The following is a 22267-nucleotide window of genomic DNA, read 5'->3' on the forward strand; positions in this document are numbered from 1 at the left end:
TCTTATTCACCTTTTTTAAACATATGGTCAAGTTCCGTATCAGTAATTTTGACAATAATTAATTGTCCAAATGGATCATGATATGGATCAGCTAAACTTGCTAGTTGTTCAAGCAGGTTTTGAGCGCCTTCTTTTGTAAGCTTTTCTTTACGTACTTGTCTTCTTACTTCTGCTTTAGCAAGGCTAGACTTAATGCTAGTTAGATTATCTTTTTTGCTGGTCAAAAATAAATCTAACAGTTCTCGAATATTTCGCTCAGATTCATCTTTTAACCAGAGTGGATAACTAGGCAAAAGAAGTGAATTCTGACCAAAATCTTCTAAAATTAATCCCAGCTCTTTTAGTTCTGATAAGTGATTTTTAATTTCTAAGTAGTCTTCACTGCCAAAATCTAAAACAAGAGGAGTTAGTAAGGTTTGTTGATAATCTTTCTCCTGCATCTGCTTTAAAGTATCGCGATATTTTAAAGCACGCTGAGCACTCACTTGATCAATTAAGTATAAATCATCCTCATTGCTTGCTAAAATATAGGCTCCTACCTGACCACAATAAGTTAAATATGGCAAAGAATAGGCTATTTTTTCATCGCCCTTGGTTAGTAAACTATCTTCTGAGCTATCAGTATCTTTTGAGGTAAATGGCGTTAAGCTTACTTGAATTGCAACATTTTTATCCCAACTAGCAGTTAAAACATAACGATCATCTTCTCGAACTTGATTTAAATCAACATAATTAGCCTCTTGATCAGCAATTTGCTTTTCTTCTTTAGCAGGCTTTTCTTCATAAGTACGAGTTGTATCAACCACATTTTTGTTAAGATTAAAAGCTAATTGGTCTTGTCTGTCTACTTCTTTATTTAAATTCGCTAAAGCACTTACTTGACTAGTATTTTCTAATAAAGCAGTAGAAATTCCCTCAGTAATTAGCCGACTAAGTTCTTTTTCTTTTGATAGTCTAACTTGTTCTTTAGTAGGGTGTACATTTACATCGACTAAAAATGGGTCAAGTTCTATCAAGATGACAGCTATTGGATAGCGTCCTTGAGCAATTTTACTACCATAGCCGGCTAAGATTGCCTTGGTTAATTGATAGTTTTTAATGTAACGCCCATTAAGCAAGATCGATACAAAATTGCGATTTGATCTCGTAGTCTCAGGCGTAGATAATAATCCACTTACCTTAAAATCTGGATCTTCTTTACTAAATTCAATCATATCTTTAGCAATAAATCGCCCATAAATATTGGCTAAATCTTGGCGTAAGTTATTATTGCCTGGCGTTTTTAAAAGCAGTTTACCTTCATTTTTTAAAGTAAAGGCAACCTCACTATGTCCAAGTGCTAGTCGATTCACAATGTCCACAATTTTCATTGTTTCGGTCCGTGGACTCTTTAAATATTTCAACCGAGCTGGCGTATTGTAGAACAAATCACTAACTTTGATTTCAGTTCCCTTTGTACTAGCATGAGTTTCTTCGCTTAGCTTTTCCCCACCAGCAAATTCAGCCTTCACACCTTTAATACCATCAGTACTTGTTATTACTTCAGTATGTGACACAGCAACAATTGAAGCTAACGCTTCTCCACGAAAGCCCAGAGTTGCAATCTTAAAAAGATCACGTTCTTTGCTTATTTTGCTGGTAGCATGACGGCGAAAGGCTAAGTCTAAGTCTTCACTTGCAATACCACTACCATTATCGCGAACGATTACTTCTTTTAGACCAGCATCAATAAATTCAATCTCAATTTGACTAGCTTTAGCATCAATTGCATTCTCAACTAGTTCTTTAACTACACTAGCTGGTCGTTCAATAACTTCACCAGCCGCAATCTGATTGGTTAAAGTTTCCGATAATTCATGAATTTTTGCCATTAGTCTTCATCCTTTAAATCTTGTTGCCAAGATGCTACTAATTGCATAACTTCTAGTGGCGTCTTATCAGCCAAGTACAAGTTATTAATATCTTCAATTACTTGCTTTTCAGTATCGGAAATGGCTTCATCGCTAGTAGTTTCTTCACTGTCATTTTTCTCGTTAAAAAGATCTAATTGCAAACTAGCTGGTTCAAGTCCATTAGCGCCTTGCGCTTCAAGCCGTTTTAGCATCTTGCTTGCCTCGCGTAAGACTTTATTAGGTAAGCCAGCAAGTTGAGCAACGTGAATGCCGTATGATTGATCGGCTGGTCCTGGCAAAATCTTATGTAAGAAAATTAGATTGCCATTTTCTTGAGTTGCACCAACATGAATATTTTTAAGATGATCTAGTGTTTTTTCCATATCAGTTAATTCATGATAGTGCGTTGCAAATAAGGTCTTAGCACCAACCTTATCATGTAAGTACTTCACGATAGCCCCTGCAAGCGCCATCCCGTCATAAGTCGCAGTACCACGTCCAATCTCATCAAAGAGGACAAGTGAGCGCTTAGTAGCATTTTGCAAGGCTTCATTAGCTTCGCTCATTTCAACCATAAAAGTGGATTGTCCACTAATTAAATCATCGGCTGCCCCAATTCTAGTAAAGATCTGGTCAAAAATAGGTAAAGCTGCTTCAGTAGCTGGCACAAATGAACCTACTTGAGCCATTACGGCTATTAAAGCCATCTGTCTCATGTAAGTACTCTTACCTGACATGTTAGGCCCTGTAATTAAGAAAACACTAGTATCATCAGCCATTTGAATGTCGTTGGGGATATAACTGCCATCAGCAAGCACCTTCTCAACTACGGGGTGACGGCCTGCGACTACTTTAATTTCTTGACTATCTTGGTGGAAACTTGGACGACAATAATTATTTTCTTCTGCAACTGTCGCAAAACTAGTCAAAGCATCTAAGCTGGCAATTGCGTTACCAAGTTCTTGTAATTTAGGGATGAAGGTCTTGATATATTCACGCAAGTCAGAAAAGATTTGGTATTCAAGGTCCGTTGACTTATTTTCAGCCTCTAAAATTAGATTTTCATGTTCTTTAAGTTCTGGCGTAATGTAGCGTTCTGAACCAGTTAAAGTCTGCTTACGAATGTAACGGCCTTCTGGCACCTTGGCAACATTTCCCTTTGAAACTTGGATAAAGTAGCCAAAGACCTTGTTGTAGCCAATCTTTAAATTCTCAATCCCAGTTGCTTTACGTTCTTGAGCCTGCAACTGAGCAAGCCAAGTCTTCCCATTGTTCATTGCATCGCGATAACGGTCAAGCTGTTCATTGATACCTTCACGAATCAATCCACCATCAGTAGTTAGAATTGGAGGATTTTCTACAATTGTATCTTTAATCTTCTTAGCTAACTCTGATAAATCAATAATCTGCTCTGCAAAATTAGCTAAATCTTCATCGCCACTTTCAAATAAGGCACTTTGAATCTGAGGAATCGCATCTAAAGAACGTGACAGTTGCAAAAGTTCGCGCGCATTAGCACTGCCAAAGGCAATTCGACCAGTTAAACGCTCTAAATCGTAAACACCCTTTAGTGCATCCTTTACACCTTCTCGAGTAAAGTAGTTGTCTAACATTGCTTGAACAATCTTTTGGCGCTTTTCAATTTCACTAATTGAAAGAAGTGGCCGCGCTAACCACTGCTTGAGAAGTCGTCCTCCCATCGCAGTATTAGTTTTGTCAAGTAACCAAAATAGCGACCCCATCTTCTTGCCAGTCTTGGCACTAGCCACTAATTCGAGGTTATTTTGAACAACGTGGGACATTTGTAAGTATTGAGAAACCTCATAACTCTTGGCAATTTGTAAGTGAGCTAGACTTCTCTTTTGAGTAACTAATAAATAAATTACTAGTTGCTTAGTTGCATCTTTTTCAGCTTGATTGCTTAACTTTTGAATTGCATATGAAACTTCGGCATGCTTTTCTTGGTCTTGAATAGGTGTTGAAACTGTAATGTTACTCTTTTTTAAGACATCCTTTTGACTATCAGAAAGACTGCCTTCAAAAACTACTTCTTTAGTTCGCAGAGAAAGCAATTCATTTAGCACATCGGCAAAACTCTTCAAATGAGTGGTAAAGATTTCCCCAGTGGATAAGTCAGAATATGCTAAGCCAAAGCCACTCTTGGTGGAAAAAACAGAAGTTAAATAGTTACTTTCCTTAGCTCCATTAGGTCCCTCATTCATCATAGTTCCGGGTGTAACTAACTGAATGATTCCACGCTTAACCATCCCTTTGGCTTGCTTAGGGTCTTCAAGTTGTTCACAAAGAGCAACCTTGTAACCTTTTTCCACTAAAGTATTCACATAAGAATCCACAGCTTGGTGGGGAACCCCAGCCATTGGAATTGGATTTTCGCTTTTATTTGAGCGGTGAGTTAAGGTTAATTCTAAGATTTGCGCACCCTTAACTGCATCATCTTCAAAAAGTTCATAAAAGTCCCCGACACGATAGAACAAAAAGGCATCAGGATACTGACTCTTGATGTCGTAATATTGCTTCATCATAGGTGTTGTTTCTGCCATTTAATTGCGTCCCCTCAAAAAGAAATTACTATATTCTATTATAGCAAAAAGAAAGCGTGCAATAATCATTGCACACTTTAATTACTTAATAATTATAATCATCATCCGAATTGGCGTTTTGTTTGACTACTAATCTCTCCAACATAATTTAAGTTACATACTAAAAAGAACGAAAAAATATTGATACTTCAAAGAATATATCCCTTGATTATCAACATTTTGGCATTACAGAAGAAATTTACTCTAAATATACTTTATTAAATAGGTCCAATTGCCATTTGTTTTGCTTGAGAAACCACCAATTTCGTTGCATCAGCTGAAATATCAGGTGGATACCCGTATTTTCTTAAAAGGTGTCTAACAGCCATTATCATTTTAGCTTGAACAGCAGCTCTTCGTTCCCAATCAACACCTGCATTAGCCTTGACTGTCTTTACTAGTTCTTTGGCAATTAAATGTAATTTTTCTTCACCTAAAACTTGTACAGCTTTTTCATGGTTTGCTAAAGCATCATAGAAAGCAATTTCTTCTGGAGTTAAACCAAGATCTTTACCTTTTTCCTGTTCAGCATTAATTTTTTGAGCCATTTCAATCAACTCTCGAATAACAATTTCAGTGTTTATCCCACGTTTATTATATTCAGCAATTGACGCTTCAAGCATTTCTTGAAATTTCTTACCTTGTACAATGTTCATTTGCAAACAAATTTTAATCTGTCCTCGTAGAATTTTCTCCAAAATTCTAACTGCTAAAGATTTTTCATTTAGATTTTGAACTTTTTTCAAAAACTCTGGAGAAATTGTATCCAATCTCGGCTTTTCCAATCCCAAAGATTTATATACATCTACTTCAGGTTCAGCAATTATTGATTGGTCAATCATTTGACGTAAGCGATAATCAATATTCTTTCTTTCATGATCATCATTGTTAGAAAGTAATTTCATGATAAATACTTTAACTAACCTAAAGAATGCTATTTCTGGCCCAATCTCTTGAGCAGCTGGCTGAATTGCCACTAATGCATATAACTTTTGAGCTTCTGTTACTACATCACAAAACTTTTGAATTGTTTCTTTATCTTCAGCAATTAACTCATTTGCAACCTTATTAACTGTCCTAGTTCTTACAATATCATCTTTCGAATCGAAGCCAGAATAGTCTATTCCGTATAAGAAATCATTTTTAATGATATTGTACTTATCTTTAAGCAGTGCCAAAACCTTTTCGACATTAATGCCTACTTGATCTTTGTCATCTTTAGAATAAATACTTAATGCAAGTTTTAAAGAATCCGCAATACCAATGTAGTCAACAATCAAGCCACTTTCTTTATTTTTGAACACTCTGTTAACACGAGCTATCGCCTGTATCAAATTATGACCTTTCATAGGTTTATCAACATACAAAGTATTTAAACTAGGTACATCAAATCCAGTTAGCCACATATCAACAACTATTACTATTTGAAGTTCATCTGAGTTGTCTTTCATACGTTGTTGTAAAATACGACGGTCTTGCTTGCTAGTATTATGTTTAGAAAGTTCTGGGCCATCTGAAGGACTAGAGGTCATTACGATCTTTATTTTTCCTTTGTGGATATCTGAACTTTCCCAATTTGGACGCAATTTTATAATCTCATTGTATAATTTGACAGCATTGATTCGAGAGATTTCGACAATCATAGATTTACCGAACTCTTCTTTTTGCCGAGCTTCAAAATGAGATATAAAATGCTTAGCTATAGCTTCCAATCTTTGCTTAGCACCAGCAATAGCTTCAAGCTTAGTTAATTCTTTATTTCGAGCTTCTTTTTCTGAATCAGAAGCTTCGGTATTTAAATCATACTCATTCATCAACTCATTAAACTTCTCTTCTGAGCCTGATTTAAGTTTTAAAGGAATTATATGACTTTCATAAAAGATTCTAACTGTTGCGTGGTCTGCTACAGATTGAGTTATATCATATACATCAATATAATTACCAAAAACCGCTACAGTAGACTTATCTGCTGTATCTATTGGAGTACCAGTAAATCCAATAAATGAAGCATTAGGCAAAGCATCCCTCAAATATTTTGCATAACCATATCTAACACCGTTCTTAGTAAGTTCAGCCTGCAAACCATATTGAGTTCTATGAGCTTCATCTGCCATAACAATTACATCAGATCGATTAGTTAAAACTGGCATCTCATTTTCCCCACGTTCAAAATCTGGAGAAAACTTTTGAATTGTACTAAAAACAATTCCACCTGAATTACGACTCATATAATCTCTAACTTCATCACGATTTTCTGCATGATCTGGTGTTTGTTGAAGATATTCATGAGCCTGAGCAAAAGTACCAAATAATTGATCATCTAAATCATTTCTATCATTAATCACAAGAATAGTTGGATTACCTAGTTTTCTGGCAACAATCCCTGAGAAGAAAACCATTGATAGAGATTTTCCTGATCCTGTAGTATGCCAAACAACACCTATTCTTTTATCACTATTAGATTTCAAAGCACGTTCGGCAGCAACAACTGCTTTATTAACCATATAGTATTGATGATATGCAGTTAATATTTTTACTGTACTATCACCATTGGTCTCAAAAATAATAAAGTTTTGAATAATATTAAGTAAGGTTTTAGGCTTCAACATATACTCAATTAAAATATCGAGTTCCAGACTACCTTCTGGTACTAATTCTTTTTTAGGTTGTCGCCATCTCATAAAACGATCAAAACCTGCAGTCAAAGAACCTACACGAGCATTAACTCCATCAGAAGCAATTAGAATTTCATTGTATTTCATGTAGTCTGGGATTTCAGCCTTATAAGTTTGTAACTGTTCATATGCTTCTTTTACAGTAATATTCTCATTATCAGGCTTTTTAAGCTCAAATGTAATTAAAGGTAGTCCATTAACAAATACAGTGATATCAGTCCTACGGCTTTTTTCACCTTGTACAATTTCAAATTGATTAGTAGCTAAAAAGTCATTATTTTCCCAGTTATCAAAATCAATTGCATGCAAAGTAACAGTCTTATTTTCTCCATTCTCAGATGTCTTTATCTTCACACCTTCAATCAGCAACTTGTGCATGTAATGATTGTTAATCATCATATCTGGATTATCAGCTAATTTTGAAAATTCATGCAGAGCACGACGATAAATATCATCTGAATAACCTGGATTTAATTCTTTTAAGACTTTAGCCAATCTAGGTTCAAGAATGAACTTAGTATGATCATTATTTCTTTCAGCATCGATAATTTTACTAGTATGATTGTATACTTCACTTTTGATGACTTGATAGCCCTGTTTTGCAAGGGTTTCAAGAGCATCTTTCTCTATACTTTCTTCTTTAATTGAATTCATGACTTCACCTCTTTCAAATATGGTTTGTTAGGATAAATGATAATTTATTTAAGCAAATAAAGGAAATCAGCAACTACTTCTTTACTTATTTAAAATTTAATAATGGGAAAATGCCATCTGATTGGAATTATGTTTCTCTTAAAGATTACGCAGAAGTCACACCTGGTTATTCATATAAGGGTAAAGAACTATCACCAAGTCATTTAGCAATGGCTACGATAAAGAACTTTGATAGAAATGGTGGATTTAACGCAAGAGGATTCAAAGAAATTAATCCTCAAAAAGAAATAAAAGTTCAAAAATATGCTAATCTTTATGATGTTTTGGTTGCACATACTGACTTGACTCAAAATGCTGAAATAATTGGTAATGCTGAACCAATACTTACATGTGGTAACTACGATAAAATTATTTTTTCTATGGACTTGGTTAAGGTAACAGCTAAAGAAAATAAAATTTCTAAGTTTTTACTTGCATTAATAATGCAAGGCGATATTATGAAACGTCATTGCTTGACATATGTTAATGGTACAACTGTCCTACATCTCAATAAAAAAGCATTAAAAGATTTCGAGTTTCCATTTCCTGAAAATCCTCAAGTTATCTCAAATATCGCCAACTTTGCAGAAGAAAACTACAAAAAAATAAATAGCAATTTACGAGAAAACGATTTATTAATAAAGATTAAATCTGAACTTTTAAATAAATACTTCTAAGCAGCTAAATTATCATTTATTTGATTGTTTAATTCTATTTTCCTTTGTATAGGTATTAATTGATTCAAAATTTTCTCTTGTTTTGATAATGAAGGTATTTCGACTTCAAATTCTTTCATTACTTTACCAGAAACTTCTTTAAAGGTTGAACCAGATGCTACTTTTTCTAGATTTAATTTATTTTCCAACATTAAGTAGTATAAATATTCTGGATATACTTTACTTTTATCTGGAATAATACTTTTAAATCCCTGATTTGTAGCAATTTCATTCTTTGCTATTGCTACATATCCAATAGGTGCTCTTGAGCTTATTAAAACAGAATCCTTAGGTAAAAGTTTAGCTGAAGAGTTATTATATCCCTCACTAGTTAAATCACGGGATCCATGATCAATATACATTTTAGAATAAGAACTTAAGTCTTTAGGTGTCAACCAAGCTATTCCCTTACCACTACTGGTATAGTATTCTTCGTGTTTAGTACTTGGTGTGCCACCACCTATAACTTTTCCTATCTCTCCAACTTTATATTTCATACCCTAACTCCTTCAAAACATCCTTTATCTCATCTTGAAGTCGATCACTCTCTTCAAATTGCTTCTTCAATTCAGCAGTCAATCTCGCCATCTTAACTTCATATGGTTCTCCATCATCTTCTTGTTCAACTAACCCAACATAACGTCCTGGTGTTAATACGTAATCATTTTTAGCAATTTCATCTAATTTAGCAATCTTACAGAATCCAGCCATATCTTCATATTTTTGCTCATTGGTTCCACGATATGCATGATAAGTGTCAGCAATCTTCTTAATATCTTCATCGCTAAATTCTCTGTGAGTTCGGTCTACCATTTCACCTAATTCACGAGCATCAATGAATAAAGTTTCTCCACGACGATCCCGCTCATCTTCAGAATTCTTATTCATATCAATAAACCATAATGAAACAGGAATTCCAGTTGAGTAGAACATCTTATCTGGTAAAGCAACAATCGCATCAATCTTGTCTGCTTCTAAAAGATTTTTACGAATAGCTAATTCTTCTTTGAGTGTGGTTGATAATGCTCCATTAGCTAAAACGAAACCTGCTTTTCCATCTGGATTAAGCTTACTAATGATATGTTCAATCCAGGCATAGTTGGCATTTCCTTCAGGTGGAATACCATATTTCCAACGTGGGTCATCTTTTAATTTTTCTCCACCCCATTTTTTAACGTTAAATGGTGGATTAGCCAAAATATAGTCAAAATGAGTTCCTTTATGCAAGTCGTTAGTAAAAGTATCTGCTTGATGCGCCCCAAAATTGTTGTCAATACCTCTAATGGCAAGATTCAATTTGGCTAATTTCCAAGTAGTTGGATTTGATTCTTGTCCATAAACTGACAAGTCAGCAATCTGACCTTGGTGTTCTTGAACGAATTGTTCTGATTGTACAAACATCCCTCCAGAACCACAGCAAGGATCATATACGGTTCCCTTAAATGGCTCTACCATTTCAACCAAAGTTTTAACTACTGATCTCGGAGTATAGAATTCTCCACCATTTTTCTTTTCATTACTAGCGAATTTTTGTAGGAAATATTCATAAACTCTTCCAAGAATATCTCTTTCCTTTGCCTCTTTACCACCCACATTAATGTCTGAAATTAAATCTACTACTCCACCCAATCTAGATCTATCTAGATCTGGTGATTCATAATTTTTACTCAGAATTCCACGCAATGATTCATTATCTTTTTCAATAGATTCCATTGCATGATCTATTACTTCACCGATTTCTGGAGTTTTAGCCGCTTTTTGAATATTGTCCCATCTTGCTTCCGGACTAACCCAAAAAATATTATCAGCTAAATATGCATCTGAATCTTCAGCATCTTCTGGATAATCAGACTTTAAAAGTTCTTGTCTTTTTTCTTCAAAAGAGTCTGACACATACTTTAAAAAGATTAAACCTAAAACAACATTACGATATTCTGATGCATCCATGCTTCCACGTAATTCATCACACGCTGCCCACAATTTATCTTCAAATTTTAAGTCATTTGATTTGCTTGCCATAATTTGTCTCTTTCTATTATCTTTACTTTTGAATTTTACACTAACTCAAGTTTCTTAATTATCATTTCTTATTTTCTTTTCATTAATTTCAAAGACTAACTCTGCTGGATCTATTCCGTATATTTGAAATAGCTTATTCAATACATTCAATTTATTCCATGTATTTGTTCTTCCATAAACATATAAATCATCTGCTACTTTAGTAAATTCATTTTTTTCAGTACCACTTAAATAAAATTTCCATCCCTTTGTAGCATGCATTGCTATTATCTTATATAGTGGAGTTGGATCTATTTCATATAATGCTTCAATCACATTTACATACATTTCAATCCAAGATTTAACTTGATAAGGTGTTCCTTTAAATGTATAACTAACTATCTTAGTACCCGCAAAATCATAATCTTCATCAAGTGTACGACTTACTTTTTCGCGTTGCTTAGGCTGAAAATTACTTTCAGGATATGGCCATAATTTCAAAGCGAGTTCCTTTAAGTAATCGTTTCTAGCAAGTAATTCTTTTTCAGTCCATTGATTACAATTTTTCAAAAAGTCATTAAGTCTAAAACCACTTTGGTCAAAACCATTATCAATATACTTTTTTTCAATAAAGCTTCGATTAGAATACTTACTGTTGTAAGCAGTCAAAGTTAAATTGGCCAATTTATTTATCCATTGAGTGTAGATCCTCTTATAATCACTACCTAATGCATTTTTCCATGAATCAGATAATGTTTGCGGCATAATATGTTCAATTGTATAATTCCCATCTTGCATATTATCTACAACATTAACATGCTCGCGTGAGTCTTGATTTTCAAGTCTATCAAATAAATATTTTCGAGCATTTTTATTCATATCATAGATATCCTTATCATCAAATGATTTTAAAAATTCAGAATCTTTAGGATATCTAGAACTATCTGCTTTATTAATAAGAATATAACTTAAAACCGGTAAAAATTCTGTATTTCCTTGGTTAGTCAACTTAATAGTTTCACTAAATAAAGTAGCAAAAATTTTATTTAAGGCATTTGTAGGGAATGAACACATTGTACGTCTAAAAATAAAGGTTTCCACTACTTTCAATGATCCTATAAGTGTTTTAGAATCAATCTTATTTAATTTCCAATAATTAATCAAAGGTAACAAGAACGGCTTAATAACTCTCATATCTAAAATATTTAATCTATGCAATACTTCATCTACTTCTCGCTCTCCGGTTGAAGCATTGCTAATATCACGATTAATTTCTGAATATCTTTCCAAATCACTAAGTAATTCTTCTATATCAGAGTCATTTTTCTCACTATACTTTTTAAATTCAAGATAAACTTTTTGAATTTTAGGAACTCTCTTCAAATTAAAAGTCAGATAATTTCTTAGGAAATCAGAAACCTCATAATTTGTATTAACTTCAATCTTATTCCAATAATTTTCATATAAGCTTTCTTGAACTTTTACTGGCTGGTTCATCAAAACATAATTTCTCACTTTATCAGCTTCAGTTAAGTCTAGTCCCGTTGAATTTAAACTTTCAAAAATTAATTGAGCGTCATCTTCTCCTTGCTTAAGAGAAATATCAATAATCATTAACTTCTGAATAGCCTTAAATAACTCATCCGCAGTTAGTTCTTGATCTAAAATTCTTTCATAAAAATATCTAAAGTTATTAGTTAAATTAGAACTCAATAAATAATCTTTTTCATCTTTAAATAGTCGCTTTAACGCCATTTCATCATTCTTTACAGGCTTTAAGCGTAATTTTTTATCTTCTGGTTGAAATTCATCTTCAAGGTAGCTTGCTCTTATTCTTCGTGCTAATTGCGGATCAGTACTTGTAATTTTTTCTTCTTCAAGAAGCTTTACTAATGCAAGCATTAAAAGATACACTGTAGTAATTCGTTGCTGCCCATCAATAATTGAGACTTCTCCTATACCTTCTTGCGTACCCATTTCAACTACACTACCAAAGAAATGATTTTGACGATTATTTTTTATTAATGACACTAAATCATCAAATAATTGACGACAGTTATCACGAGTCCAATCGTAATTTCTTTGATAAACTGGAATAATCATTCTTACATTTGAGCCGTCATAAAGAGAAATTAATCTTTTTTCTGATCCTTTCATAAGCTACCTCCACTATTTTCTTTCTATATAATTATATCCAATCCCTTACCGCTTCACCACCTACTCCAATTTTCCGCTATAATAAAATAAAAAAACGGTCTCACATAGGTATTCCTATGACTGAGGCCGTTTTCTTCTAACTAAATATTCTTTTTTCCTACATATACTTACTAAAGTCCACCACTTGGTCATACTTGGCCAAGCTTTCACTATCATAATGGTGGTTAACTTCAATGAAGGTCAAGTCTGAATTAAGCAGGTAATTTTCAACATCGGCTGCAGTCTTTTTATCAAGTGAAGCGTTAATTTCATCTAATAATAAGACTGGCCGCTTAGCTAGAATTGCCCGCGCCAGGCCAATTCTTGACAGTTGCCCACCTGAGAGCTGATCCGCATTATCACCTAACTGATAGTCAAAGCCCTTTTCCCGAACCAAGTCACCTAGATCGAGCTGCTCGCACACTGCTCTTACTTCACTTTCTGCAAGCTCAGCTCCTAAGGTTAGATTGAACCAGAGACTCTCAGGAAAGATAATCGCTTTTTGACTAGCGTAACTAAATAAGTTGCTAAACGCACCAGCTTTCACAAATGCATCATCAAGCTTAAGCTCACTTGCCTTCCCGAAGTCACCATATAGCAAGAATTGCAATAGCGTCGACTTACCTGAACCTGATGGTCCGATGACGGCAAGTTTTTCACCTTTTTTCAAAGTAAAGCTAATGCCATTTGCTAACTTGTTACCTTGCCGACTCAAGTTAACATCTTTAACTTCCAAACTATTGAAGTCAGAAATTGCAGCTTTTTCAGCCTTTTGACCTTGAGCTGACAACTGTTTAATTTTTTCAACGATATCCTTGGTAGTTGTTAAGTTATTCCGTTCACTCAAAATTTGCAAGATAGGGTTAACGAAGGAGTTCGATAATTGAATAATCGCAAATAAAGCACCAAGAGTTGTTTGGCCTTGAATAACTAGCATTACCCCAATTGAGAACGGAACAAGGAAGGTCCCGCCCATCGCGATAATGTTCAAGAAGGCATTGGTATTATTTTTTGCTAAGTTCATTTTGGCAAGCTTATCTTCAAGATTGTCAACAGTGACCCGATTTTGCGCAACAGCTGCATTTCTTTTATTGAATAAATTGAAAACTTCAGTCCCAGCTAACAAGTGCTTAGTCTGGTTAACGTACTTGTCATTAGCCTTAGTCCAAGCAACAGAACTAGTTTGAATTTGCTTTTGGAAGAAGTTAGACACAATTGCTGGCAGACTCGCACCAACCAAGAAAATTAGTGTCAACATCCAGTTGAGGTAGAGCGAATAGCCTAGAGCCAACACGACTGTATATGAATAGAACAAGATTTGAATCTCAGCTTCATAGCGATTAGTTTCAAGGAGTTTAAAATCATTGGTCAAAAAGCCCAAGTTTGCACTATCTTCATGTTTACTAGTAAGCATCCCCTTAAGCACGCTAGTTCTAAGCTTAACATTGGTAGTTTTAATTGCGTCAGCTTTCAAATAATTAAAAATTAAATTAGAAATCAGCACAATTGTAAAAACAACTACCATCTGAATAAAAAGCATTGGCAATGAAGAAAATTCTCTCTTAGTCGCCATATTGGTTAAGCTACCAACCATGTAGGCCATAATAATATTTTCGGTACTGTAGATTAAGCCGAAAAAGTTAAGCCAAAAGAACTTGAACTTTGAATAGTTTTGGTAGATCATAGTTCTCCTCCATTTTTATTAACAATCTTATTTTTTTATAATAATACCACATATTTTAATTAAAATAAAAAAGTGTCGAAATTGACACTTTTTATCTTGCTAAATAGCGTGTTAAGTCTTCCATGCCATTATCATTCAAAAATTGGCGAATTTGATTAGCTTTTTCTTTATTGCCAGACAGTAACATTTGAAAATAGTTAGCATAAATTTTAGTCAAACAATTTTTAGGTGATGAATCCAGCTCGCTTAGCCAGGAAAATGTCAGAGAAAGTGCCGCTCCTTTAGTGATTTTTCTATTATATGAATAGGCTAAATAGTTAATCAGAATTGACGATACTATTTCTCGATTTCTAGAAGTTAACTTATCTGGCTTATTTCTAGTTACTATTGCTTTGATAATTGCACTTAATTCATCATTCTTAAAAAACGAAAGCGAAACTGACAACAGAGTCAAACTCAACTCATCCCAATTATCTGAGTTAAACATCAGCTGTTTAACTTCTCTGATTGTTTCTTCATCAATCTTTTCTGGACCATATTTTAGTCCTTGATAAAGTAATTTTGCTTCGACTCGAAGTCCTCTAGCCAGCCGATTATTTTGACTATTTGGGAATTTATCTATCGCATCAATAACTTTCAAAAGTCCATCAGTATCTTTTTGATAATAAGCATTTCCCACTAACCTGTGTAAATGGTCAAAGTTACTTTTCCCAAAAGTATTTTTCTCAAAATTAAATTCTTCAAAGAAGTCCTGAATTCTAATGCCATGCAAATTGAGGATATCAATTAAATCTTGAGCATTAATTTCATGGATTCCACGCTCTATTTTAGAATAATAAGACTTAGTCAAAATATTTCCCGCCATTTCACTTTGGCTGAGATTTAACTTCTTCCGTGTAACTTTCAATGCTGCCCCAATTTCCATAGCTATCCCTCCAAGTATTTAAGTTAAGTATATCAGCACGCTACCTTTTTCTCCTGATAATTGCATACAAAAAGCTGGTATATCAGCCTGAGCTAACTTACCAGCACTTTTATTTTGAGAATATTTTTCAGCTATCTTTATTTCTTGGCTGTTCTCATAAGATTTCTCCCTGACAAGTTTATTTCATATTCTGGTGGATTATTGCTTGGATGTCTGAGTCACTTAAGCTGAAGTCTGGACCAACAGTTTTCTTAATTTGCTTAAACACATCTGTTTCGTTAGTCTCTGGTCTCATTTCTTTAATGGTCAACGTAAGAGCCTTCACCGTATTCTTGTCGCCTTTTTCGCGACCTCTCTCAATACCTCTTTTTTCCGCTACTGCTGTTTCTTCCTTCATCCGTAATTCTGCTGTTCTCATAAGATTTCTCCTTTTCGGATCATCATTATATTCTTGGATTTTGTTCTGAATCTCTTTAAAGATTCCTTTTGATTCTATTTTATCATCGTTCATTAGTTTTTGGAGATTTAACAAATCGACATCTTCGCTGCCACTACCTTTTGAATTAATGATAATATTTTCAGCATTGTTTTTAAGCTGAATACTTTTATTTTCATCATCATACAAGTGAAAACTATAGCGCAGCTTTCCCTTACCGAATGGATCAAAAGCACACAAGAATATCAGATACGTTCTAGACAATGAAGTGTACGGTTCGCCTCGATCCAAAGTATCCCGATCCATCGAGGATTGATAATACCGCATTCGTGGTCCAATGTCATGATTGTTATTAACCTGCATTTCCACGTCATACAAGTTACCTGCTTTGTCTTTAACCGCAATATCGAGTCTGACAGATTTACTAATTTTATCCGACTTAGTCCCTAGCTCTTTTTGCGCATCGATACTTTCTACAGACACAACATTCACATCAGGTAGTGCCGCTTGAATAATCGCCTTACAAAAGCGTTTATTTTGCATAATACTACCAAAGATTTCATCATTTGTGAAACCATAAAACTTTTGGTCTTCAAACATGGTAATTTCCTCCTATATTTTTCGTACAATATAAAATACGAAAAAATGGGAGGTTTTAATTTACAAAATAAAAAAGCCCTAGAACATAGTTGTTCTAGAGCTTGAAAGCTAATTTACGCTTTTTACATCATGCCGCCCATACCTGCAGCTGGGTTAGCAGGTGCAGCTGGCTTTTCTTCTGGGATTTCAGCAACTACTGCTTCAGTAGTCAAAAGTAATGCAGCGATTGATGCCGCATTTTGTAATGCTGAACGAGTTACCTTGGTTGGGTCGATAATGCCGGCCTTAACCATGTTTTCCCACTTGTCAGTTGCAGCGTTGTAACCAACTTCTGGGTCAGCACTCATTAAGTGGTCTAAGATAACTGAGCCATCTTTACCAGCGTTTTCAGCAATTTGACGAACTGGTGCGCTAAGAGCACGTAACACAATGTTAATACCAGTTTGTTCATCTTCATTGTCGCTAGTAAGCTTAGTGATTGCCTTCTTAACATCTACTAAAGCAGTACCACCACCAGCAACATAACCTTCTTCAACTGCGGCACGAGTTGAGTTCAAGGCATCTTCAATTCTGTACTTACGTTCCTTCAATTCAGTTTCAGTAGCAGCACCAACCTTGATTACTGCAACACCACCAGCAAGCTTAGCAAGACGTTCTTGCAACTTTTCCTTGTCAAAGTCACTAGTTGAGTTTTCAATTTCTTTTCTAATTGAGTCAACTCTTTCAGCAATGGCTTCCTTAGTGCCACCACCTTCAACAATAGTAGTTGAGTCCTTAGTTACAGTAACCTTGCCAGCTTGACCTAATTGATCAATTTTAGTGTCCTTAAGTTCTAAGCCTAAATCTTCAGTAATAACAGTACCACCAGTTAAAGCTGCAATATCTTGTAATTGAGCCTTACGACGGTCACCAAAGCCAGGAGCCTTAACTGCAACAACGTTGAAAGTACCACGAATCTTGTTCAAAACAAGAGTTGGTAATGCTTCACCTTCAACATCATCAGCAATAATAAGTAATGACTTACCTTGTTGAACAATTTCTTGTAATAATGGCAAGATATCTTGAATGTTAGAAATCTTCTTATCAGTAATCAAGATGTATGGATTATCAAGATCAGCTTCCATCTTGTCGTTGTCAGTTACCATGTATTGTGAAAGGTAACCACGGTCAAATTGCATACCTTCAACTACTGAAAGTTCAGTGTTAACACCCTTTGATTCTTCAATTGAGATAACACCATCATGGCCAACCTTTTCCATAGCATCAGCAATCAAGTTACCTACTTCTTCTGAAGCACTTGATACGCTAGCTACTTGTGCAATTTCGTCACGGCCAGAAACCTTGTGGCTAATCTTATGCAATTCATCAACTGCAGCCTTAGTAGCCTTTTCAATACCACGACGAATACCAACAGGGTTAGCACCGGCAGTTACGTTCTTCATACCTTCATTAACGATAGCTTGAGTTAAAACAGTAGCAGTAGTAGTACCGTCACCAGCAATATCATTAGTCTTTTGTGCAACTTCGCTAACAAGCTTAGCACCCATGTTTTCGAAGTGGTCTTTCAATTCAATTGCCTTAGCAATAGTTACACCGTCGTTAGTAATTTCTGGTGCACCATAACTCTTTTCAAGCACTACGTTACGTCCCTTAGGTCCTAAGGTTGTCTTAACAGTATCAGCTAACTTATCAACACCCTTTAATAGTGAGCGTCTAGCTTTTTCATCAAATTTAATGTCTTTTGCCATAATAAAATTACTTCCTTTATTTCAGAATTATTTTACAATTGCTAAAATGTCTTTTTCATGAAGGACCAAGTATTCTTCTCCGTCATACTTAACATTAGTGCCAGAGTACTTGTCGTAAACTACACGGTCGCCTTCCTTAACAGTCATTGGTAAAACTTTACCTTCACTGGTAACTAAGCCACTACCTACTGCAACAACTTCACCTTCAGTTGGCTTTTCTTTAGCATTTGAAGCAAGGACGATACCGCCAACAGTTTCTTCTTCTTCTTTTTTTACTTTTACGATCACGCGATCACCAATAGGTTGTAACACGTTTGTCCCTCCTATATTAACTATCAATTTAATTTTTAGCACTCTTTATTTCTAAGTGCTAACTTACAATGCTTATAATAATATGTTTTTCTCCTCGATGCAAGCAAAAAATAGCACCTTTTTGCTTCGAGTGCTAAAAAGGTGCTATTCGTATAAATTAAGTAAGCAATACTAATGCTTTACTCTAATCTTCAATTTTTTTATCAGATTCTAAAAAGTAAACCAAAGTTTGTAATTCTGTTGCTAAATCAACATTTTGAATTCGAACACCTGCAGGAGCTGATAGTCGAACAGGTGTAAAATTCATAATTCCTCTAACTCCTGCTTCAACAATTTCATTAGCTGTTTTTTGGGCATTTATTTGAGGAACTGTTAAGATTGCAATTGTAATTTGTTGCTCTCTAATTTGTTCAATCATGTCTTTCATATCATAAACCGGAACACCACTAACAATCTTTCCAGTTAAATCAGAATTGATATCAAATGCACAAGAGATTCTAATATTATTACTACGTTTAAAGTTATAATTAAGTAAGGCATGCCCCAAATTCCCTACTCCTATTAGGGCAACATTAGTCAAAGTATCTTGATTCAAGATTTTTTTAAAAAATCCCAGTAAACTTTTGACATCATAACCATAGCCACGCTTACCTAATGCGCCAAAATATGAAAAATCACGTCTAATAGAAGCACTATCAACTTGAACTGCTTCTGAGAGTTCAGTTGAGGATACTTTTTCTTTTCCTTCCTCATTTAATAAAATTAAGTAACGATAATAAAGTGGCAATCTACGTGCAGTTGCCTTTGGAATTTTTATTTTATCCATCAAAGAACCCTTCTTCATTCAAGTTTGTGAATGTGAAATTTTTTCAATCATGAATATGATACATACACTTATGGTTCATATGCAAGTAATATTTTCACAAATTTAATCCTAATAGCAACAAGTAAGTGAAATCTTCACATTTCCTATGGTAAAATATTGCACAGGTGAATTATATGATTATTGCACAAGGACATGCCCTTGAAAAACAATTTGGGGCAACAACTTTATTTAAAGATATTAATTTTTCAATTGAAAATAATGCCCGAATTGGTCTAGTAGGACCAAATGGGGTCGGGAAAACCACTCTTCTCAAAATTATGACTGGAGAAGAAGAATCAACTAAAGGTGAATTTACAGTTAACAAAGATATTGATGTTGGATATATCGCCCAGGAAAATGCCTTAGATGAAGATAAAAGCATCTGGGACGAAATGATTACTGTTTTTGCACCACTTATCAAGCAAGGCGAAACTTTAACCAAAATGCAAGAACAAATTGCTGATAATCCAGAAGATAGTGACTTGCTTAAGCGTTATGATCAAATGCAATTTGACTTTGAACAAAATGGTGGTTATACCTATCAAGCTGATATAAAAAGTGTCTTAAATGGTTTCAATTTTAAAGAAAACACTTGGACCAAGAAAATCAGCTCACTATCTGGTGGTGAAAAAACAAGACTAAGTTTTGTTAAATTACTTCTTAAAAAGCCCGACTTACTTTTGCTTGATGAACCAACCAACTATCTTGACTTAGATACTTTAGATTGGCTCGAAGGATTTTTGAAAAATTATGATGGAGCTATTTTGACTGTATCTCACGATCAATACTTCTTAGACCATCTTGCAACGCAAATTTTTGAAATGCGTTATGGTAAGTTGACTATTTTTAAAGGAGACTACACTCACTACTTAGCTGAACGCAAATTACGAGATGCTCAACAAGAAGCTGCTTATGAGAAGCAACAAGAAGAAATCAAGAAAACCGAAGAATTTATTCAGAAAAATATTGTTCGTGCTACGACTACCAAGCGGGCTCAAAGTCGCCGTAAGCAACTAGAAAAAATGGATCGAATTGATCCACCAAAGCACAGTAACAAAGTGCGGATTAATTTTAAGGCTGATCGTCCTTCTGGAAAAGAAGTTCTAATTGCTCAAGATTTAACTATTGGCTATCCTGATAAAACTATGGTTAGTGATATTTCTTTCCAAGTCAATAAAGGAGATCGAGTAGCTATTATTGGGCCTAATGGAATTGGTAAATCCACTTTACTCAAGACTATTATGAAAAAACTAGCGGTTAAATCAGGGTCCATTAAGTATGGTGCTAGTTTAGATATTGGTTACTACGATCAAGAATTACAAGGACTAGATTACAAAAAGACTGTTATTGATACTATCTGGGATCGCCATAAATCAATGCCTGAAAAAGATGTTCGTTCGATTTTAGCTAGTTTTCTTTTTACCGCTAAAGATATTGACAAGGTGGTTGGCCAATTATCAGGTGGGCAGCGAGCTAGATTAACATTAACCGTTTTAGCCTTAGAACATGATAATTTCTTAATCATGGACGAACCTACTAACCACTTAGATATTGAAGCAAAAGAAGTTCTTGAACAGGCTCTAAGTAAATTTGATGGTACACTTTTATTCGTATCTCATGACCGGTACTTTATTAACCAACTAGCAAATAAGATTATTTCAGTTAGAACTGGTCACGCAAAATTATATGAAGGTAATTACGAATATTATTTAGGAGAAAAAAATAAGCCTGTAAATCAACTACCTGAACAAGTCACTAAAACTGAAACAAAAGTTAGTGAAAACAAGTTATCTTATCAAGAACAAAAAAAGCTTGATTCACAAAAGCGAAAATTACAAAGAACAGTTGATGATTTAGAAGCTAAAATTGATGAATTAGAGCAAAAAGAAGCAGATATTCAAACTGAAATGGCAAATCCTGAAATTGCTTCTAATTTTGATAAGTTAGGGCCATTGCAAGAAGATTTATCAAAAGTTCAAGCTGAACTTGATCAAGCTACTAATGATTGGGAACAAGCTGTTAACGATTTAGATAATTTTGGATAAAGAAAAGGCCATACTCCATTACTAAGAGTATGGCTTTTTATATACCTTAAAACTCCTCATATAAAAGCTATTACTTCCATGTTAGAATGGATTAGTATATTTTCATTACTTTAGAGGTTTTTATTTTATGAAAAAAAGAACTTGGATTTTTGCCGGCTTTCTTGCTGGTCTTATATTTTTTATCGCTAGTTGGATTGGCGGTACTAATTTCCTAATGGGTGGAACTATTCACTCTGGTGATTTGATTGACCAATATATCTCCTTTTTTGCTTATTTCCAACATACTTTACTTCACGATTTTTCTAGTATTTCGTTTAGCTTTTCTAATGGCTTAGGTGGTAATACTGCTGGTAATTGGGGTTACTATCTTCTTAGTCCTTTTAACTTCATTGCTTTACTTTTCCCTACTAAGTTTTTACCACAAGCTTTATACATCATAATCTTATTAAAGGTTATGGTCGCTAGTGCTAGTTTTTGTTGGATGTCAAAAAAGCTCCATCATTTAGCTGACCCTTGGGCAATTAGTTTAGCTGTCGCTTATGCCCTTTCTTCATACGTAATTACTTATATTGGTAACTTAATGTGGCTTGATGCCATTGCGTTTTTACCTTTATTAGTTGTTTTTGTGACTCAATTAAGCAAAGGCCATTTTAGTTTCCCTTATATTTTGCTTCTTGCAATTACGATTGTCGCTAACTACTACACAGCTTTCATGGTTTGTTTATTCTTAGTTGGCTTCTTTATTTACCAATCATATTTAAATTATTCAAATTGGAAAAACTTACTAAGAAACAGCCTTTACTTTAGTATTGCTTCTTTAACAGCTGGTGCTTTAGCTGCTTTTAGTATTGCTCCTACTGCTTTTAACTTATTAGAAAACAA

At 34.5% G+C, this 22267-nt stretch carries 14 protein-coding genes and 1 pseudogene (1 of these 15 running past the window's edge); 3 read left to right on the forward strand and 12 right to left on the reverse strand.

The window, feature by feature from the left end:
- Positions 1-2: 2 nt before the first annotated feature.
- From mutL to ACNDLV_RS00650, 3 genes are all read right to left on the reverse strand, one after another.
- Positions 3-1871 carry a DNA mismatch repair endonuclease MutL gene (gene mutL / locus ACNDLV_RS00640; RefSeq protein ID WP_006586358.1) on the reverse strand — a complete coding sequence of 623 codons (1869 nt, stop codon included), beginning with the start codon at positions 1869-1871 and terminating at the stop codon, positions 3-5.
- Positions 1871-4453 (reverse strand): DNA mismatch repair protein MutS, encoded by a 2583-nt coding sequence (mutS, locus tag ACNDLV_RS00645; RefSeq protein ID WP_022091320.1) that lies wholly within the window; start codon positions 4451-4453, stop codon positions 1871-1873. Before mutS ends, mutL begins: the two co-directional genes overlap by 1 nt.
- A gap of 257 nt (positions 4454-4710) precedes the next feature.
- The gene (locus tag ACNDLV_RS00650) at positions 4711-7821 is read right to left on the reverse strand and encodes a type I restriction endonuclease subunit R (RefSeq protein WP_048594503.1); all 3111 of its coding nucleotides are present in this window, start codon (positions 7819-7821) and stop codon (positions 4711-4713) included.
- A gap of 110 nt (positions 7822-7931) precedes the next feature.
- On the opposite strand from ACNDLV_RS00650, the gene ACNDLV_RS00655 reads away from it, so the two are divergent.
- The gene (locus ACNDLV_RS00655; protein ID WP_006586355.1) at positions 7932-8537 is read left to right on the forward strand and encodes a restriction endonuclease subunit S; all 606 of its coding nucleotides are present in this window, start codon (positions 7932-7934) and stop codon (positions 8535-8537) included.
- Here ACNDLV_RS00655 and ACNDLV_RS00660 read toward each other — a convergent pair.
- The 9 genes from ACNDLV_RS00660 to ACNDLV_RS00700 form a co-directional block, all read right to left on the reverse strand.
- Entirely contained in the window at positions 8534-9073 is a 540-nt protein-coding gene (locus ACNDLV_RS00660; protein WP_006586354.1) for a restriction endonuclease subunit S, read from the reverse strand. The genes ACNDLV_RS00655 and ACNDLV_RS00660 overlap by 4 nt on opposite strands.
- A complete protein-coding gene (locus tag ACNDLV_RS00665) occupies positions 9063-10595 on the reverse strand; it encodes a class I SAM-dependent DNA methyltransferase (RefSeq protein ID WP_006586353.1) in 1533 nt (510 codons plus the stop codon). The genes ACNDLV_RS00660 and ACNDLV_RS00665 overlap by 11 nt, the downstream gene beginning before the upstream one ends.
- Before the next feature lie 54 nt (positions 10596-10649).
- The gene (locus ACNDLV_RS00670) at positions 10650-12731 is read right to left on the reverse strand and encodes a DUF262 domain-containing protein (RefSeq protein WP_006586352.1); all 2082 of its coding nucleotides are present in this window, start codon (positions 12729-12731) and stop codon (positions 10650-10652) included.
- Positions 12732-12888: 157 nt separating this feature from the next.
- Positions 12889-14454 (reverse strand): ATP-binding cassette domain-containing protein, encoded by a 1566-nt coding sequence (locus tag ACNDLV_RS00675; RefSeq protein ID WP_048588250.1) that lies wholly within the window; start codon positions 14452-14454, stop codon positions 12889-12891.
- Between the two features lie 91 nt (positions 14455-14545).
- Positions 14546-15379, reverse strand: coding sequence for a helix-turn-helix domain-containing protein (locus ACNDLV_RS00680; protein ID WP_006586350.1), 834 nt, complete (start codon positions 15377-15379; stop codon positions 14546-14548).
- A 178-nt stretch (positions 15380-15557) separates the two neighbouring features.
- Entirely contained in the window at positions 15558-16415 is an 858-nt protein-coding gene (locus ACNDLV_RS00685; RefSeq protein ID WP_006586349.1) for an Rpn family recombination-promoting nuclease/putative transposase, read from the reverse strand.
- 122 nt (positions 16416-16537) lie between these two features.
- Positions 16538-18163 (reverse strand): chaperonin GroEL, encoded by a 1626-nt coding sequence (gene groL, locus ACNDLV_RS00690; RefSeq protein WP_006586348.1) that lies wholly within the window; start codon positions 18161-18163, stop codon positions 16538-16540.
- A 27-nt stretch (positions 18164-18190) separates the two neighbouring features.
- Positions 18191-18475 (reverse strand): co-chaperone GroES, encoded by a 285-nt coding sequence (groES, locus tag ACNDLV_RS00695; protein ID WP_022091322.1) that lies wholly within the window; start codon positions 18473-18475, stop codon positions 18191-18193.
- A gap of 184 nt (positions 18476-18659) precedes the next feature.
- The gene (locus ACNDLV_RS00700; RefSeq protein ID WP_022091323.1) at positions 18660-19301 is read right to left on the reverse strand and encodes a redox-sensing transcriptional repressor Rex; all 642 of its coding nucleotides are present in this window, start codon (positions 19299-19301) and stop codon (positions 18660-18662) included.
- 173 nt (positions 19302-19474) lie between these two features.
- On the opposite strand from ACNDLV_RS00700, the gene ACNDLV_RS00705 reads away from it, so the two are divergent.
- Together ACNDLV_RS00705 and ACNDLV_RS00710 are read left to right on the forward strand one after the other, a co-directional pair.
- Positions 19475-21385 (forward strand): ABC-F family ATP-binding cassette domain-containing protein, encoded by a 1911-nt coding sequence (locus ACNDLV_RS00705; protein ID WP_006586345.1) that lies wholly within the window; start codon positions 19475-19477, stop codon positions 21383-21385.
- 127 nt (positions 21386-21512) lie between these two features.
- Positions 21513-22267 (forward strand): annotated as a pseudogene (locus tag ACNDLV_RS00710) (YfhO family protein); its annotated part runs 662 nt beyond the window's last position; the annotation flags it as partial.

The organism is Lactobacillus fornicalis (genome assembly GCF_055362665.1).